Here is a 15,970-nt window from a genome sequence, read left to right on the forward strand (position 1 = left end):
GTGGGGTTCCGCGCCACCGTCCTGACGCTCTATCCGGAGATGTTTCCGGGCTTTCTCGGCCAGTCGCTGTCGGGCAAGGCGCTTGTGCGGGGCGACTGGTCGCTCGAGGCCGTGCAGATCCGCGATTTCGCCACCGACCGTCACCGCACCGTGGACGACACGCCGGCTGGCGGCGGCGCCGGCATGGTGCTGAAGCCCGACGTCCTGGCGCGCGCGATCGACCATGCAGCCCCTGAAGGCGATGCCCGACCCCGGCTGTTGATGAGCCCGCGCGGCCGGCCTCTAACGCAGGCGCGCGTGCGCGAGCTTGCAGCAGGGGAAGGTGCGGTCATCGTCTGCGGCCGCTTCGAGGGGGTGGATCAGCGGGTGATCGATGCGCGTGGCCTCGAGGAGGTGTCGATCGGCGACTACATCCTCTCGGGCGGCGAGCCGGCGGCGATGATCCTGCTCGACGCTATCGTGCGGATCCTGCCCGGCGTGATGGGCAATGCGCTGTCCGGCGTACACGAGAGCTTCGAGGGCGGGCTGCTGGAGCATCCGCACTACACCCGCCCGCAGGTCTGGGAGGGACGGGAGATCCCGGCCGTGCTCGCCTCGGGCCATCACGCGGAAATCGAGAAGTGGCGGCTGGCCGAGGCCCGCCGACTGACCGAGGAGCGCCGTCCGGACCTGCTCGCCGAACAGCGCGGCCCCTCTCAGCCCGTCACGAAGTAGTAGATCGTCAGCAGGCCGCCCACGGCGACGACCAGCGCCCGGATGACGTTCTGCGGCACGCGGCGGGCGATCCAGACACCGGAATAGCCGCCGATCGCGCCGGCCGGGATCATGACCGCGGCCTGCGGCCATCCGACCACGTCGCCGCTGGCGAACACGATGATCGCCACCGCGGCGATCAGCATGGCCAGAAAGTTCTTCAGGGCATTGAGCTTGTGGTAATCGCCGCCCTTGGAGAGACCGAGAACGGCGAGCGTCATGATGCCCATGCCGGCGCCGAAGAACCCGCCGTAGATCGAGGTGGCGAACTGGCCGGCGAGCCCGAGCAGGCCGATCGGCTGCTCGGCGTGGAGGGTCTTCGGCCGCAGCAGCGGACCGGCCGCGAAGATCACCGTTGCGGCGAGCAGCAGCCAGGGCACGAGGGCGCGAAATCCGGGGTTCGACATCGAAAGCAGCAGCAGGGCTCCACCGACGCCACCGATCAGTGAAAGGATGCCGACCTTGAGGGCCTCCCTCCAGTCGGCGCGGATTTCGCGCCGGTAGGCCAGTGCCGAGGTAACGTAGCCGGGGAACTGCGTTATGGACGAGGTGGCGTTGGCGACGATCGGCGGCAACCCGGTCAGCGTCATGGCGCCGAACGTCAGAAAGGTGCCGCCGCCCGCGATGGCGTTGACCACGCCGGACAGAAAGCCGGCAACGAACAAGAATGCGGCATCGGCAAACGACATCTCTCCCCCAAGAGGCTGTATCTCCCCGCCCTCGGCTGATATCGTTCGCCCGCCTCGACGGCAATCCCCGATGCACCGGGCGATTTATCCCGCTGACGGGGATGACAACGGCGACCGATTGGTGTATTGGCCGGCACGGTTTTGGGATCGTCCCGGAAAACCGCAAGCAAAGAATGGCGAATCCGCTCCTGTCCGGCAACGGGCAAGTCCTTGAGGTCAAACCGGAAGGACAAGGTCGAGCGCTCTGGCTGTTTCAGAAGAACGTAAAGGTTAGACCGATGAACATCATTGAGCAGCTCGAGGCCGAACAGGCCGCCAAGATCGCCGCCAAGCGCACCCTCCCGGAATTCTCCCCGGGCGACACGCTGCGCGTCAACGTCCGCGTGACGGAAGGCAGCCGCACCCGCGTGCAGGCCTATGAGGGCGTCTGCATCGCCCGTTCCGGCGGCGGCATCAACGAGAGCTTCACCGTTCGCAAGATCTCCTACGGCGAAGGCGTCGAGCGCGTGTTCCCCGTTTACTCCCCGCTCGTCGAGAGCGTCGACGTCATCCGCCGCGGTAAGGTCCGCCGCGCCAAGCTCTACTACCTGCGCGACCGTCGCGGCAAGTCGGCTCGCATCGTCGAGAACACCGGCACGCGCGCCCGCAAGCTGAACGACGCCGAGCGCCAGGCCGTTGCCGAGGAAAAGGCACGTCTGGAAGCCGAAAAGGTAGCCGCCGCCCAGGCGCTCGCCGCCGAGAAGGCAGCAGCCGAGGCCGCCGAAGCGAAGGCTGCCGAAGAGGCCGCAAAGGCAGCGGAAGCCGCAGCCGAATAAGGTTGGCGAACTGTTATTCTGAAAAGGCCGCCGGGAACGATTCCGGCGGCCTTTTTTCGTGCCCTCGTGCGTTGTGGGCGATACGGCACGGGCAGAGGCGGCGCGACAACCTTTGCGGAAGGGAATTGCCGGCTGCACCCTCATTCCGGCATGATCTCGCTTGCCAGTGCCGAGCCAACTATGACAGGTTTCGCTCGCCACTCTTCGGGAGAATTTTCATGCTGTTCCGTCGCACTGTCCTTGCCGGGCTATCCACACTTGCCCTGATGCCGCTGAGCGCCGCGGCCGCCGATCTGCCCGATCTCGGCGGGCGCACGGTCGTCGTCGTCACCGAGAATGCCTATCCGCCGCTGCAGTTCGTCGATCCGAAGACCGGCGAGCAGGTGGGCTGGGAATACGACGCGATGAACGAGATCGCCAAGCGGCTGAACTTCAAGGTCGAGTACCAGAACACCAGCTGGGACGCGATGATCCAGGCGGTGCATGACGGCCAGTACCAGATCGGCATGACCGGCATCACCATCAAGGACGACCGCAAGGAGAAGGTCGATTTCTCCGATCCCTACATGCGCTCGCAGCAGTTCATGCTGGTGCGCGGCGAGGAGGACCGCTTCACCGACGCAAAGAGCTTCGCAGCGCTTGAAGATGGGCTGGTCGGCGCGCAGCCGGGTACCTCGCCCTTCTACACCGCCGTCTACGAGATCCTCGACGGCAACGAGCAAAATCCGCGCATCAAGCTGTTCGAGACATTCGGCGCCACCGTGCAGGCGTTGAAGGCCGGCGACGTCGACCTGGTGCTGACCGACAGCGTTGCCGCCAAGGGCTATGTCGATGCCTCGGAAGGCAAGCTGAAGGTGGTCGGCGAGCCGCTCGGCACCGAGGATTTCGGCTTCATCTATCCGAAGGGCTCCGACCTCGTTGCGCCGATCAATGCCGCCATTGCGGCGCTGAAGGCAGACGGCACCCTCGACGCGCTGAACAAGAAGTGGTTCCTCGACTACAAGATGGGCCAGTAAGCGCCGCTTGATGCCGCCACCCAGCCAATCTCCGGCCGCAGCGCGGGGCGACCATCCCTGGTGGCTGGTCGCCCTTGTCGCGATCGGCCTCGCCATCGCCGTCGTCATCGCCGCGAACGATGTCTACGCCCAGGTCTTCGGCGTCATCCTGAAGGGTCTGTGGGTGACGGTCTTCGTCACCCTCGTCGGCTTTTCGCTGGCCACGCTGCTGGGGCTCGGGGTGGCCCTGCTCGCCTTGTCCGACACTGCGCTCTTGCGGCAGGTGGCGCGCTTCTACACGGAAGTGATCCGCGGCGTGCCGATCCTGGTGCTGCTGTTCTACGTCGCCTTCGTCGGCGCGCCGGCCTTCGTGGCGCTGGCGAATCTCATCCTGGAGCCGCTGGTCGATGCCGGCTACCTGAAGCCGCTGCTGGTGCGTGATGTGTCGCTGATGTGGCGGGCCATCATCGCGCTGATGATCGGCTATTCGGCCTTCATCGCCGAGGTCTTCCGCGCCGGCATCCAGTCGGTCGACAAGGGGCAGGTCGAGGCGGCCAAGGCGCTCGGGCTGTCGCGCGTCCAGCGCTTCCGGCTCGTCGTCTTTCCGCAGGCGATCCGGGTCATCCTGCCGCCGCTCGGCAACGACTTCGTCGCCATGGTCAAGGATTCCTCGCTGGTCTCGGTGCTCGGCGTCGCCGACATCACCCAGATGGCCAAGATCTATGCCTCCGGCTCCTTCCGCTTCTTCGAGACCTATTCGATCGTCGCCTATGTCTACCTGATCCTGACGATCGGCCTGTCGCTGGCGCTGCGGGCGCTGGAACGGCGGCTGCGCCGGGGCGTCGAACGATAGGGTCCGGCCCGTCTCTGTCCTGCCGCGTCATTCTCCCCGATTGCCCGGCCCGCAAAAAATTGATATGTGCAGGCCCATGGAAACCAAGTTCGCATGCACTGGTGCGCGCATCTTCGTACTGCAGGACCATAAGCGCCTGCCGGTACGCTTTTTCGCGCGTGTATGCGGGGCGCTCACGAGCCGCCTGGCCTGATCCATTACGGATCCCCGCGGCTGCGGCCGCTTTCACTTCCATTTCCTTCGCATCAACGGATTGAATTGCCATGAGCGCACCGCGTACCCTCTACGACAAGATCTGGGACGACCACGTCGTCAGCACGCAGGAAGACGGCACCTGTCTTCTCTACATTGACCGTCACCTGGTCCATGAGGTGACGAGTCCGCAGGCCTTCGAGGGCCTGCGCATGGCCGGCCGAAAGGTCCGTCATCCGGAGAAGACGCTCGCCGTCGTCGACCACAACGTGCCGACCTCGCCGGACCGCAAGAACGGCATCAAGAACGAGGAAAGCCGCATCCAGGTCGAGGCGCTCGCCAGGAACGCCGCCGACTTCGGCGTCGAATACTATTCGGAGAACGACATCCGCCAGGGCATCGTCCACATCGTCGGTCCCGAGCAGGGCTTCACCCTGCCGGGCATGACCATCGTCTGCGGCGACAGCCACACCTCCACGCACGGCGCTTTCGGCGCCCTGGCGCACGGCATCGGCACCTCCGAGGTCGAGCACGTGCTCGCCACCCAGACGCTGATCCAGAAGAAAGCGAAGAACATGCTGGTGCGCGTCGACGGCCAGCTGCCGCCGCATGTCACCGCCAAGGACATCATCCTTGCCGTCATCGGCGAGATCGGCACAGCCGGCGGCACCGGCTATGTCATCGAGTTTGCCGGCGAAGCGATCCGCTCGCTGTCGATGGAAGGCCGCATGACGGTCTGCAACATGACGATCGAGGGTGGCGCCCGCGCCGGCCTGATCGCGCCCGACGAGACGACCTTCGCCTATGTGAAGGACAAGCCGCGCGCGCCCAAGGGCAAGGCCTGGGACATGGCGCTCGAATACTGGAAGACGCTGCACACCGACGAGGGCGCCCACTATGACCGCGTCGTCGTGCTCGACGCCGCCAACCTGCCGCCGATCGTCTCCTGGGGCTCCTCGCCGGAGGACGTCGTCTCGGTGCAGGGCGTCGTGCCGAACCCGGACGACATCGCCGACGAGACGAAGCGGGCTTCCAAGTGGCGCGCGCTCGACTACATGGGCCTGAAGCCGGGGACCAAGATCACCGACATCGCCATCGACCGCGTCTTCATCGGTTCGTGCACCAACGGCCGCATCGAGGACCTGCGCGAAGTCGCCAAGGTCGTCGAGGGCAAGAAGGTGGCCTCGACCGTCAGCGCCATGATCGTGCCCGGCTCGGGCCTCGTGAAGGAACAGGCGGAGGCCGAGGGGCTCGACAAGATCTTCAAGGAAGCCGGCTTCGACTGGCGCGAGCCCGGCTGTTCGATGTGCCTTGCGATGAACGATGACCGGCTGAAGCCGGGCGAGCGCTGCGCCTCGACCTCGAACCGCAACTTCGAGGGCCGGCAGGGCTTCAAGGGCCGCACCCACCTTGTCTCGCCGGCGATGGCTGCGGCGGCGGCGGTGGCCGGCCACTTCGTCGATATCCGCGAGTTCAAGTAAGCCGGACGCAGCCGGCACGGCTGCAAGCATCGGCGATGTGAATAGACAAGGGGCCGTCCGCGAGGAACGGCCCCTTGCAATTGTGCCGCATGATGGTCGTATTGTCTTGGCCGGGAGGAACAACGATGACCAGTCGCCGCCTTTTCCTGCTACGCCATGCGAAATCCGCCTGGCCGGACGGTGTTGCCGATCAGAAGCGGCCGCTGGCGCCGCGCGGGCAGAAGGCGGCGCCTGTGATCGGCGCCTACATGGCGAAGGAGCGCCTGGTGCCCGACCTGGTCCTGGTCTCGACCGCTCGCCGGACGCAGGACACCTGGAATCTCATCGCGCCCAGCCTGCCAAAGGGCATCGATCGGCGTGACATCGCGGCGCTCTACGAGGCGCCCCCGAACCGGCTGCTGGAGGTGGTGCGGGATACGGACGCGGCCGTGCGCGGCCTGATGCTGGTCGGCCATAATCCCGGGCTGCAGCAGTTCGGTCTGGCGCTCGTCGGGGCCGGCGATGCCGATGCCATCCACCGGCTTGGCGCCAAATTCCCGACAGCGGGGCTGGCGGTATTCGATCTCTCGCTCGATCTGTGGTCCGATCTGCATGCCGGATCCGGCACGCTGGAACGTTTCGTCACGCCGAAATCCCTCGCCTGATGGCGGATGTGGCGGGCACCGCCGCGAAACTGGCGCCGGCGCTGCGGATCGGCTTCAGACGACGCGCAGCATCGTGCCCCGCCGCAGCACCGGCAACAGCCGCATCATGTCGCGCGCGGTGATCGCGACGCAGCCGGCGGTCGGCTCGAAGGCGGGCCGGATCAGGTGAAAGAAGATCGCCGAGCCGCGGTTTCTGCGTCGTGAGGTGATGTTCCAGTCGAGCACGAGGCAGACGTCGTAGAGCCCGTCCGCGCGCCGCATCTCCTCGTGGCTGGCCAGGAACGGCGCCCGCACGAGGCGGTTGTAGGAGGGGTGGTCGGGCGCGTCGCACCAGAGCATGTCGGCACGGGTGCGCCGGAGCGGCAGGGGGGTGGCAACTCCCCGCAACCGGTCACCGCGAATGAAGCCGTGCAGCAGCCGCATCGGCGCGATCGGCGTCGCGCCGTCGCCCTCGCGCTTGAACGGGGTCGTGCCGCTACGGCCGATTGCCGCCGGAAGCCGCACGGGGCCGTATTGCAGAATGGCGCGGCTCTTTTTCGCAGGGGCGCGCCGGACCACGATTGTGCCGTGTTTTTCTGATGCTGTCTTTCTTACCCGTCTCATGCCCGGAGTCCACAGATGCTGATGCCGTCTGCCTTGCCCTCGGGCCCCGAGGCGGGAACCGCTAGGCTACATGCCTGCATATAGCCTGTGCGGGGTTGTCAAAAGTGCAATTTCGCTTAGGTTCAACCCCATATGCCGGAAGGAAACAGATGACATCGCGAACCATCCTCATAGTCGATGACGACGACGACCTGCGCGAGACGCTGATCGAGCAGCTTGCGCTGTATGAGGAATTCACGATCATGCAGGAGACGACCGCGGCCAAGGGCATCCAGGCGGTGCGGGCGGGCCAGGTCGACCTGCTGATCATGGACGTTGGCCTGCCGGACATGGACGGGCGCGAGGCGGTGAAACTGCTCCGCAAGGGCGGCTTCAAGGCGCCGATCATCATGCTGACCGGCCACGACACCGATTCCGACACGATCCTGGGCCTTGAGGCCGGCGCCAACGACTACGTCACCAAGCCGTTCCGCTTCGCCGTGCTGCTCGCCCGCATCCGCGCGCAGCTGCGCCAGCATGAGAGCAGCGAGGACGCCACCTTCACCGTCGGTCCCTATACGTTCAAGCCCGGCCAGAAGCTCCTGACGATGGACAACGGCCAGAAGATCCGCCTGACCGAAAAGGAGGCGGCGATCATCCGCTACCTCTATCGCGCCGACCAGAAGGTCGTGACGCGCGACGTGCTGCTGGAAGAGGTCTGGGGCTACAATTCCGGCGTCACCACCCACACGCTCGAGACCCACGTCTACCGGCTGCGCCAGAAGATCGAACGCGATCCGTCGAACGCCGAGATTCTGGTCACCGAGAACGGCGGCTACAAGATCGTTCCCTGAACCTCGGTTTTCTGCTCCCCGGAAGGGAAGGGCCTGGAAGGCCGGAGCGAAGCTCCGGCACGCCACGACGGGGAACGCGCCAGGTTCTCGGCAATCATGATGCTTCGCCATACCGGGCCTGCTGCCGCTGGACGGCGGCCGGCTTTGTCGGCTATTGGAATCGCTCGACAGTATGCCGAGCGTTGCCCTGCTCGGCCCCGCATGCCGGAGACGCCGCTTGGCCCTCAGTGACGACATCAAGCTCTTTGCGCAGGTTCCGCTGTTTTCCGGCCTGTCGGAGGACAAGCTGCGGCTGATGGCGTTCGGCGCGGAGCGCCGGCGGATCATCGAGGGGCAGACGCTGTTTCGCGAGGGAACCTCGGCCGACTGCGGCTTCGTCGTGGCGTCCGGCAGCTTCCGCCTCTATTCGACGGCGCGCGACGGCTCGGTCCGCGACGACGGCACGGCCGGACCCGGCACGCTCCTGTCCGAGCTGGCGATGATCTCCGTCGTAGAGCGCAAGTTCACGGCGACCGCCACCGAGGACGGCGAGGTCATCCGTATCAATCGCGCCCTGTTCCGCCGCATGCTGGAGGAATATCCCGAGGTTGCGGTGATGGTGCACGGGCGGATCCGGGCCAACCTCGAGGCGATGATCAGCGGCGCAAGCGGCATGAGCGGCCGTTTCGCCTGAGCGGCGTTTCCGGCTCCTAGAGATCGAAGGTCGCGATCACCGGGACGTGGTCGGACGGGCGCTCCCAGCCGCGCGCCTCGCGCAGGACCGTGATCTCGGAGAGATGCGCCTCGAGGTCGGCCGACGACCAGATGTGGTCGAGGCGGCGGCCGCGATCGGCGGCGTTCCAGTCCTGGGCGCGGTAGCTCCACCAGGTATAGAGCTTCTGGTCGGCGGGGATCTTGCGCCGCATCAGGTCCACCCAGGCGCCCTTCGTCATCACCTCGGTCAACCCGTCGACCTCGACGGGCGTATGGCTGACGATCTTGAGCAGCTGCTTGTGCGACCAGACGTCATGCTCCAGCGGCGCGATGTTGAGGTCGCCGACGAGGATGGAGGAGATGCCGGCTTCGGCCTCGGCATGCAGCAGCTTCATCTCCTCGATGAAATCCAGCTTGTGCCCGAATTTCGGGTTGATCGTCCGGTCCGGCTCGTCGCCGCCGGCCGGGACGTAGAAATTGTGCAGACGGATCGACTTCGCGCCGTGCCGGAAGACGACGGAGAGATGCCGCGCGTCGCCGACGCCGCAATAGTCGCGCCGTTCCACGAGCTCGGTCAGCGGAACGCGCGAGATGGTCGCGACGCCGTGATAGCCCTTCTGGCCGTGCATGACGATGTGCTCGTAGCCGAGCGCCTTCAGCGGCTTCGACGGGAACTGGTCGTTCGGGCACTTCGTCTCCTGCAGGCACAGGATGTCGGGCGCATGGGTCTTCAAAAAATGTTCGACGAGGCCGATTCGCAGCCGGACGGAGTTGATGTTCCAGGTTGCGATCGAAAGTGCCATATATCGTGTCCTCGTATGCCCAGCGTCCACTTTGCCAGCTACTTAGACGCGTCTTGCACAGAAGAAAACAGCCGCTGCGGCAAAACCGCTGCGGCGTTTCGGCCTGAAGGCATGCTGCCGCAGCTAGCGGCGAATTTCGCTGTAGGGGATGGCGAAGACCTTGGGGTCGAGCTGCACGCCGGTCTTGACGTTGAAGATCATCACCGAGGTATCCTTGCCCTGGGCGTCGCGGATCGTCCACTGGCGCAGATCGTACGTCTTCGGGTCGAACATCATCGTGATGGTCGAAGTGCCGAACATGTTGCGGTCGCCGAGCACGATGGTGATCAGGTCATCTTCTTCCTTGACCCCGCGGACCATGTTGGACTGCAGATCGATCCTGTTGCCGAGAAGCAGCTTGAGCGGCGTCTTGGAGAGCGGATAGACGTCCCAGGTCTTCATCTTGCGATTGCCGATGACCACCGTGCTGCCGTCGGAGATGACCCGCATCGGCGAGGGATCCTCGTAGTTGAAGCGGATCTTGCCGGGGCGGCTGATGTAGAACTTTCCGCCGGTCTGCTCGCCGCGCGGGCCGAACTGCACGAACTCGCCCATCATCGTCTTCACCGAGGAGAAGTGATCGGCGATCCGCTGGGCTGTCGACGAGGCCTGGGCCGCAGCCGGCGACGCAGCCAGCAGCGAGGGGCCGGCTGCCAGCAGCAGCGCCGCGATGCCGACGAAACAGCGCCGCGTGATGGCCGGGCCGCTGGGGGTCGTCGTCTCGTTGTTGCGCATCGTCGTCTCCTTCATGCAGTTTTCATGTGCGCCAAGTGCGGCGTCATCAAGGCGCAGCCGCGGGCGGGCGATCCGTTGGCCGGCGGAGCCCGGTCGCCTGCTCGTCACCGGCTCGTGATCTCGTCCTCGGTCGGGACCAGGATCTCGCGCTTGCCGGCATGATTGGCCGGGCTGATGATGCCCTCCTGCTCCATCCGCTCGATCAGCGAGGCGGCGCGATTGTAGCCGATGCCGAGGCGGCGCTGGATATAGGAGGTGGAGGCCTTGCCGTCGCGTAGCACCACGGCCACAGCCTGGTCGTAGGGATCGTCCGAATCCTCGAGGTTCGAGGTGCCGGCCGGGCCGCCGCCGTCCATGTCCTCGTCGTCGTCCTCGGTGATGGCATCGAGGTATTGGGGTGCGCCCTGGGTCTTCAGGTGCGCGACGACAGCCTCGACCTCGCCGTCGGAGACGAACGGGCCGTGGACGCGCTGGATGCGGCCGCCACCGGCCATGTAGAGCATGTCGCCCATGCCGAGCAGCTGCTCGGCGCCCTGCTCGCCGAGGATGGTGCGGCTGTCGATCTTCGAGGTGACCTGGAAGGAGATGCGGGTCGGGAAGTTCGCCTTGATCGTGCCGGTGATGACGTCGACAGACGGGCGCTGCGTCGCCATGATGACGTGGATGCCGGCGGCACGTGCCATCTGCGCCAGGCGCTGCACGGCGCCTTCGATGTCCTTGCCGGCGACCATCATCAGGTCGGCCATCTCGTCGATGATGACGACGATATAGGGCATCGGCTGCAGGTCGAATTCTTCCGTTTCGTAGATCGCCTCGCCGGTCTGGCGGTCGAAGCCGGTCTGGACGGTGCGGGTGATGGCCTCGCCCTTGGCAAGCGCCTGCTCGACGCGGCTGTTGAAGCCGTCGATGTTGCGCACGCCGATCTTCGACATCTTCTTGTAGCGCTCCTCCATCTCCCGCACCGTCCACTTGAGCGCCACCACGGCCTTCTTCGGGTCGGTGACCACCGGGGAGAGCAGGTGCGGGATGCCGTCATAGACAGACAGCTCCAGCATCTTCGGATCGATCATGATCAGCCGGCACTGTTCCGGCTTCAGGCGATAGAGGATCGACAGGATCATCGTGTTGATCGCCACCGATTTGCCCGAGCCGGTGGTGCCGGCGACGAGCAGGTGCGGCATCTTGGCGATGTCGGAGATGACCGGCTCGCCGCCGATCGTCTTGCCGAGCGCCATGGCGAGCTTCGCCTTGCTGGTCTCGAAGTCGCGGCTAGCGAGCAGTTCGCGCAGGTAGACGGTCTCGCGGCTCTGGTTGGGCAGTTCGATGCCGATGGCATTGCGGCCGGGAACCACCGCGACGCGGGCGGCGATCGCGCTCATCGAGCGGGCGATGTCGTCGGCAAGTCCGATGACGCGCGACGACTTGATGCCGGGCGCCGGCTCCAGTTCGTACAGGGTGACCACCGGGCCGGGGCGGACGTGGATGATCTCGCCCTTGACGCCGAAGTCCTCCAGCACGCCCTCGAGCATGCGGGCGTTCTGCTCCAGCGCGTCGGCCGAGAGCGAGGCGTCGCGGGTGACGTTGCGCGGCTCGGCGAGCAGGTGCAGGGAGGGAAGCTGGAAGCCGCCCGGCGACATGAACGAGGTCTGGGCTTCGCGTTCGATGCGCTGCCCGGATTTTGGCTTCGGGGCGGCCGCGGCGATGCGCGACCGCAGACCGGCAGGGCCGGCCGGCGCTGTGCCCGACGCCCAGTCGTCGCCTTCGTCGTCCGGCAGGATGCCGGCGGGGCGCGGCAATTCGTCGTCATCGTCCCCGAAGTCCACCATCGGCGGCGGCGAGACGGTGCGGCGGGCGCCGCCCTCCAGCGACGGCTCGACGCGCTCGGCAAGCCGCGGCGCGGCCTTGGCGCGGGTCGGCTCGTTGAGGGTGCCGAACTCGTCGTCGTTGAAATCGTAAGGCTGCTCGACGGCGCGCGAGTGGGCCTTTCGTCCGGAAAGGCCGAACAGCCGCCGCAGCCGCGCCTGGCCCGTATACCAGGCGTGGGTGATGGCGCCGGCGACAAGCATCAGCGGGCCTTCGGCCTCGTCTTCCTCCTCCGCGTCGCGGACCGTGCGCGTCCGCTCGACCGGAGCGGGAGCGGGAAGCTCGCTCTCGTCGGCCGGATCGTTGCCGATCAGGCCGGCACTGAAGACGAGCATCCAGGCCGACGGCAGGGCCAGCAGCGCGCCCAGCACGCTTGCCAGCGTGCCGGTCGGATAGGCGCCGGTGAACAGGGCCGGAAAGCGCAGGATCATGTCGCCGAACACGCCGCCAAGCCCGTTCGGCAGCGGCCAGGTGACGGGTGCGGGGATGCAGCTGAGCGCGGCGGAGCCGAGCACGGCGCCGGCGAACCAGGCGCCGGCGCGCTTCAGTATGCGCAAGACGGGCTTGTTCCGGATAAGCGCCAGCGCCCAGGCGACGACCGGCAAGAGGGCGACGACGCTGGCGAGGCCGAAGAACTGCATGAAGATGTCGGCGAAGGCCGCGCCGCCATAGCCGAGCGCATTGGTCGGCTCGCTGCCGGAGGCGTAGGAGAAGCTCGGGTCGGCGACGTTCCAGGTGGAAAGGGCGGCGACGGCCAGGGCCAGCGCCAGAAACAGTCCGAAACCCACAAGGGCTCGGAACTGCCGCCATAGGAAGGCGGACAGAACGAACCGCTCGGGACGGTTATCCAGCATTGCCGATGTGCTTCTCGCCATATGTCTAAGCCTGTCGCGCGATCCGCCCGGAAAAGGTCGTTCCGCCGGGCCCGGGAACATGGATGATTTGCGACCCTAACGGGGCAAGCCTTAAAGGCATGTTAACCATGGCGCGAACACGGCGCCTCTTCCAACATTTAGGGGGGCAGAGACGGAAAAAGCCCGGACCATGGGCCCGGGCCATGTGCGCCGACGCAACATATGGCCGCCCCGGTTGGCGGCGGCCGAGCCGTCGGTCACGCGTGATAGGCGGCTTCACCGTGGGCGGAGAGGTCGAGGCCTTCGCGCTCGGCTTCGACGGAGACACGCAGCCCGACTGCCAGGTCCACCACCTTGTAGAGGATGGCCGAGACGATGCCGCACCAGGCGATGGTGATTGCCACCGCGGTCAGCTGAATCGCGAACTGCGAGGCGATCGAGAAATCCTCGCCGCCGGTGCCGCCGAGCCAGGGGGCGGTGAAGATGCCGGTGCCGAGCGCCCCGACGAAGCCGCCGACGCCGTGCACGCCGAACACGTCGGCGGTGTCGTCGTAGCCGAACTTGTTCTTCACCACGGCGATGAAGACGTAGCAGATCGGCGAAACGAGCAGGCCGAGCACGATGGCGCCCATCGGCCCGACGGAGCCCGCCGCCGGGGTGACGACGACGAGGCCGGCGACCATGCCCGAAGCCGCGCCCAGCAGCGATGCCTTGCCGCGGGCGAAGGTCTCGACGAGCGACCAGGCGAGGATCGCCGCGGCGGTGGCGACGAAGGTGTTGACGGTTGCAAGCACCGCGCCGCCGGAGGCCTCGAGATTGGAGCCGGCGTTGAAGCCGAACCAGCCGAACCACAGCATGGCGGCGCCGACGAGCGTCAGCGTCATCGAGTGCGGTGCCATCATGTCCTTGCCGTAGCCGGTGCGCTTGCCGACCAGGATCGCGCCGATCAGGCCCGCCACGCCGGCATTGATGTGCACGACGGTGCCGCCGGCGAAATCGAGCGCGCCCATCTTGAAGATCAGGCCGTTGTCGTCCCAGACCATGTGGGCGATCGGGAAATAGACGAAGGTAGCCCAGAGCAGCGTGAAGAGAATGACGGCGGAGAACCGGATGCGCTCGGCGAAGGCGCCGACGATCAGGGCCGGCGTTAGCGCCGCAAACGTCATCTGGAACAGCATGAACAGGTATTCCGGAATGACGACGCCGTCGGTGAAGGTCGCTGCCGTGCTGTCGACCGAGACGCCCCACAGGAACAGCTTGGCGAAGCCGCCGAAATAGGGGCTGGTCGAGCCGCCGAAGGTGAAGGAATAGCCATAGGCGACCCAGACGAGCATCATCATCGCGCCGATCACCGTGCACTGCATCAGGACCGACAGCATGTTCTTGGCGCGCACCAGGCCGCCATAGAACAGCGCGAGGCCGGGAATCAGCATGAAGAAGACGAGCAGCGTTGCAATGAACATGAAGGCCGTGTCGGCCTTGTCGGGGACCGGTGCGGCGGCGGCAGCCTGGGCGGCCGCGGGTGCTGCCTCCTGCGCGAGGGCCATGACGGGAGCGAGAAGGGCCACGGAAAAGGCGCCTGCGCGGGAAAGTATCGTGGAAAGATTATGCGACGACATGGAAAGTGCTCCTGATCAGCGTTCTTACAGCGCTTCGGAATCGGTTTCGCCGGTGCGGATGCGCACCGCATGGTCGATCGAGTAGACGAAGATCTTGCCGTCCCCGATCTGGCCGGTGCGGGCGGCGGATGTGATCGCCTCCACGGCCCTTTCGACGAGCTCGGTGGACACGGCGATCTCGATCTTGAGCTTGGGCAGGAAGCTCACCGCATATTCGGTGCCGCGGTAGATCTCCGTGTGCCCCTTCTGGCGCCCGTAGCCCTTCACTTCGCTCACTGTCAGGCCCTGGATACCCACTGCCGTGAGGGCTTCACGCACCTCATCGAGCTTGAACGGCTTGATAATGGCCATCACGATTTTCATCTGGTTCCCATCCTTCATGTTCATCCACGGCCGAGGCCGTTGCCGGAGCTGCCGCGGTCAGCGCGCGCCAGCCGCCAGCCTTACACATTCAAGGGGCGTGCCAGATTCGAGGGATCTATTTAACGTGTTGAAAAGATTGCTTCTTCACTGAAGCGGGCGGCCGGATTCCGAGCCGGCAAAAGCGTATTCGGGCTAAAAAATAAGCATGGATTAGAATGTGCGCAAAAATTAACCAGATGCTTTCCGGCGGATCAGGCCCTCCTGCGCTACGGAGGCCACCAGCGCGCCCGACCGGCTGAACAGGCTGCCGCGCGTCAGGCCGCGGGCGCCGGAGGTCGAGGGGCTGTCCTGCGCGTAGAGCAGCCAGTCGTCCATGGCGAAAGGCCGGTGGAACCACATGGCGTGGTCGAGGCTGGCGATCTGCAGGGCCCGGTCGAACACGGAGGTCCCGTGGGCGAAGAGGGCAGTGTTCAGCAGCGTCATGTCGGAGAGATAGCCGAGAACGGCCGCCTGGACAATGGGGTCGTCCGGAACCGGACCGGTGGCGCGCACCCAGACGTTCTGGGACGGCGACAGCTTCTCGGGGGCGAGGTATTGAGTCAGTTCCACCGGCCGGAGCTCGATCGGCCGCGGCCGTTCCCAATAGTCGCGGACATTCTGCGGCGCCTTGGCGAGGAAACGTTCCCGCATCCCGCTCTCGAGCACCAGGTCCTCCGGCGGCGGCACGTCGGGCATGGAGACCTGGTGGTCGAAGCCGGGCTCGTCGGCATGGAAGGACGCGGTCATGAAGAAGATCGCCTCGCCGTGCTGGACCGCCTTGACGCGCCGGGTGGTGAACGAGCCCCCGTCGCGGATGCGCTCCACGTCGTAGAGGATCGGCACGGCAGGATCGCCGGGACGGACGAAATAGGCATGGAGCGAGTGGATATGGCGACCGGCCTCGACGGTGCGACCCGCCGCCACGAGCGCCTGGGCGATCACCTGGCCGCCGAACACCCGCTGCCAGCCCACCTGCGGGCTTCGCCCGCGGAAAAGGTTTACCTCGAGCGGCTCGAGGTCCAGCGTCGACAGCAGTTCGCCCATTGGGGATCGGTTTTCGGTCGGGCGCGACATTTGGGCTTCTCCCCACGGTAGGAAACTTTA

At 66.1% G+C, this 15,970-nt stretch carries 16 protein-coding genes; 8 read left to right on the forward strand and 8 right to left on the reverse strand.

Annotated features, from left to right (window positions below; translation table 11 throughout):
- The gene (trmD, locus tag C7449_RS08585; protein ID WP_108002672.1) at nt 1-714 is read left to right on the forward strand and encodes a tRNA (guanosine(37)-N1)-methyltransferase TrmD; all 714 of its coding nucleotides are present in this window, start codon (nt 1-3) and stop codon (nt 712-714) included.
- On the opposite strand, the gene C7449_RS08590 is transcribed toward trmD, so the two are convergent.
- Nucleotides 696-1,442, reverse strand: a complete 747-nt coding sequence (locus C7449_RS08590) for a sulfite exporter TauE/SafE family protein (RefSeq protein WP_108002374.1) — start codon at nt 1,440-1,442, stop codon at nt 696-698. The two genes, trmD and C7449_RS08590, sit on opposite strands and share 19 nt — an antisense overlap.
- A 278-nt stretch (nt 1,443-1,720) precedes the next feature.
- Between C7449_RS08590 and rplS the strand changes: the two genes are divergently transcribed.
- The 5 genes from rplS (at nt 1,721) to C7449_RS08620 (ending at nt 6,422) form a co-directional block, all read left to right on the forward strand.
- Entirely contained in the window at nt 1,721-2,257 is a 537-nt protein-coding gene (gene rplS, locus C7449_RS08595; protein WP_108002673.1) for a 50S ribosomal protein L19, read from the forward strand.
- Between the two features lie 218 nt (nt 2,258-2,475).
- Complete coding sequence (locus C7449_RS08600; RefSeq protein ID WP_108002375.1) at nt 2,476-3,273, forward strand: basic amino acid ABC transporter substrate-binding protein; 798 nt, start codon at nt 2,476-2,478, stop codon at nt 3,271-3,273.
- 10 nt (nt 3,274-3,283) lie between these two features.
- Complete coding sequence (locus C7449_RS08605; RefSeq protein ID WP_108002376.1) at nt 3,284-4,105, forward strand: amino acid ABC transporter permease; 822 nt, start codon at nt 3,284-3,286, stop codon at nt 4,103-4,105.
- 263 nt (nt 4,106-4,368) lie between these two features.
- Entirely contained in the window at nt 4,369-5,778 is a 1,410-nt protein-coding gene (gene leuC / locus C7449_RS08615; RefSeq protein ID WP_108002378.1) for a 3-isopropylmalate dehydratase large subunit, read from the forward strand.
- 125 nt (nt 5,779-5,903) lie between these two features.
- The gene (locus tag C7449_RS08620; protein ID WP_108002379.1) at nt 5,904-6,422 is read left to right on the forward strand and encodes a SixA phosphatase family protein; all 519 of its coding nucleotides are present in this window, start codon (nt 5,904-5,906) and stop codon (nt 6,420-6,422) included.
- A gap of 54 nt (nt 6,423-6,476) precedes the next feature.
- Here C7449_RS08620 and C7449_RS08625 read toward each other — a convergent pair whose 3' ends face one another.
- Nucleotides 6,477-7,025: a L,D-transpeptidase family protein gene (locus C7449_RS08625; protein WP_108002380.1), complete on the reverse strand. Its 549-nt coding sequence runs from the start codon at nt 7,023-7,025 to the stop codon at nt 6,477-6,479.
- Nucleotides 7,026-7,174: 149 nt separating this feature from the next.
- On the opposite strand from C7449_RS08625, the gene C7449_RS08630 reads away from it, so the two are divergent.
- Nucleotides 7,175-7,858 carry a response regulator transcription factor gene (locus tag C7449_RS08630; RefSeq protein WP_108002381.1) on the forward strand — a complete coding sequence of 228 codons (684 nt, stop codon included), beginning with the start codon at nt 7,175-7,177 and terminating at the stop codon, nt 7,856-7,858.
- Nucleotides 7,859-8,075: 217 nt separating this feature from the next.
- Complete coding sequence (locus C7449_RS08635; protein ID WP_108002382.1) at nt 8,076-8,531, forward strand: cyclic nucleotide-binding domain-containing protein; 456 nt, start codon at nt 8,076-8,078, stop codon at nt 8,529-8,531.
- Nucleotides 8,532-8,547: 16 nt separating this feature from the next.
- Here C7449_RS08635 and C7449_RS08640 read toward each other — a convergent pair whose 3' ends face one another.
- From C7449_RS08640 to tesB, 6 genes are all read right to left on the reverse strand, one after another.
- Nucleotides 8,548-9,354 (reverse strand): exodeoxyribonuclease III, encoded by an 807-nt coding sequence (locus C7449_RS08640; RefSeq protein WP_108002383.1) that lies wholly within the window; start codon nt 9,352-9,354, stop codon nt 8,548-8,550.
- A 123-nt stretch (nt 9,355-9,477) separates the two neighbouring features.
- Nucleotides 9,478-10,143 carry an outer membrane lipoprotein carrier protein LolA gene (locus C7449_RS08645; RefSeq protein ID WP_170115833.1) on the reverse strand — a complete coding sequence of 222 codons (666 nt, stop codon included), beginning with the start codon at nt 10,141-10,143 and terminating at the stop codon, nt 9,478-9,480.
- Between the two features lie 89 nt (nt 10,144-10,232).
- On the reverse strand, nt 10,233-12,866 hold the full coding sequence (locus C7449_RS08650) for an FtsK/SpoIIIE family DNA translocase (RefSeq protein ID WP_108002384.1): 2,634 nt from the start codon (nt 12,864-12,866) through the stop codon (nt 10,233-10,235).
- Nucleotides 12,867-13,102: 236 nt separating this feature from the next.
- Nucleotides 13,103-14,464 (reverse strand): ammonium transporter, encoded by a 1,362-nt coding sequence (locus C7449_RS08655; protein WP_108002385.1) that lies wholly within the window; start codon nt 14,462-14,464, stop codon nt 13,103-13,105.
- A 24-nt stretch (nt 14,465-14,488) separates the two neighbouring features.
- A complete protein-coding gene (locus tag C7449_RS08660; RefSeq protein WP_108002675.1) occupies nt 14,489-14,827 on the reverse strand; it encodes a P-II family nitrogen regulator in 339 nt (112 codons plus the stop codon).
- A 228-nt stretch (nt 14,828-15,055) separates the two neighbouring features.
- A complete protein-coding gene (gene tesB / locus C7449_RS08665; protein WP_108002386.1) occupies nt 15,056-15,940 on the reverse strand; it encodes an acyl-CoA thioesterase II in 885 nt (294 codons plus the stop codon).
- Nucleotides 15,941-15,970 lie beyond the last annotated feature (30 nt).

The sequence above is a fragment of the Mycoplana dimorpha genome (assembly GCF_003046475.1).
GTDB classification, from domain to species: domain Bacteria; phylum Pseudomonadota; class Alphaproteobacteria; order Rhizobiales; family Rhizobiaceae; genus Mycoplana; species Mycoplana dimorpha.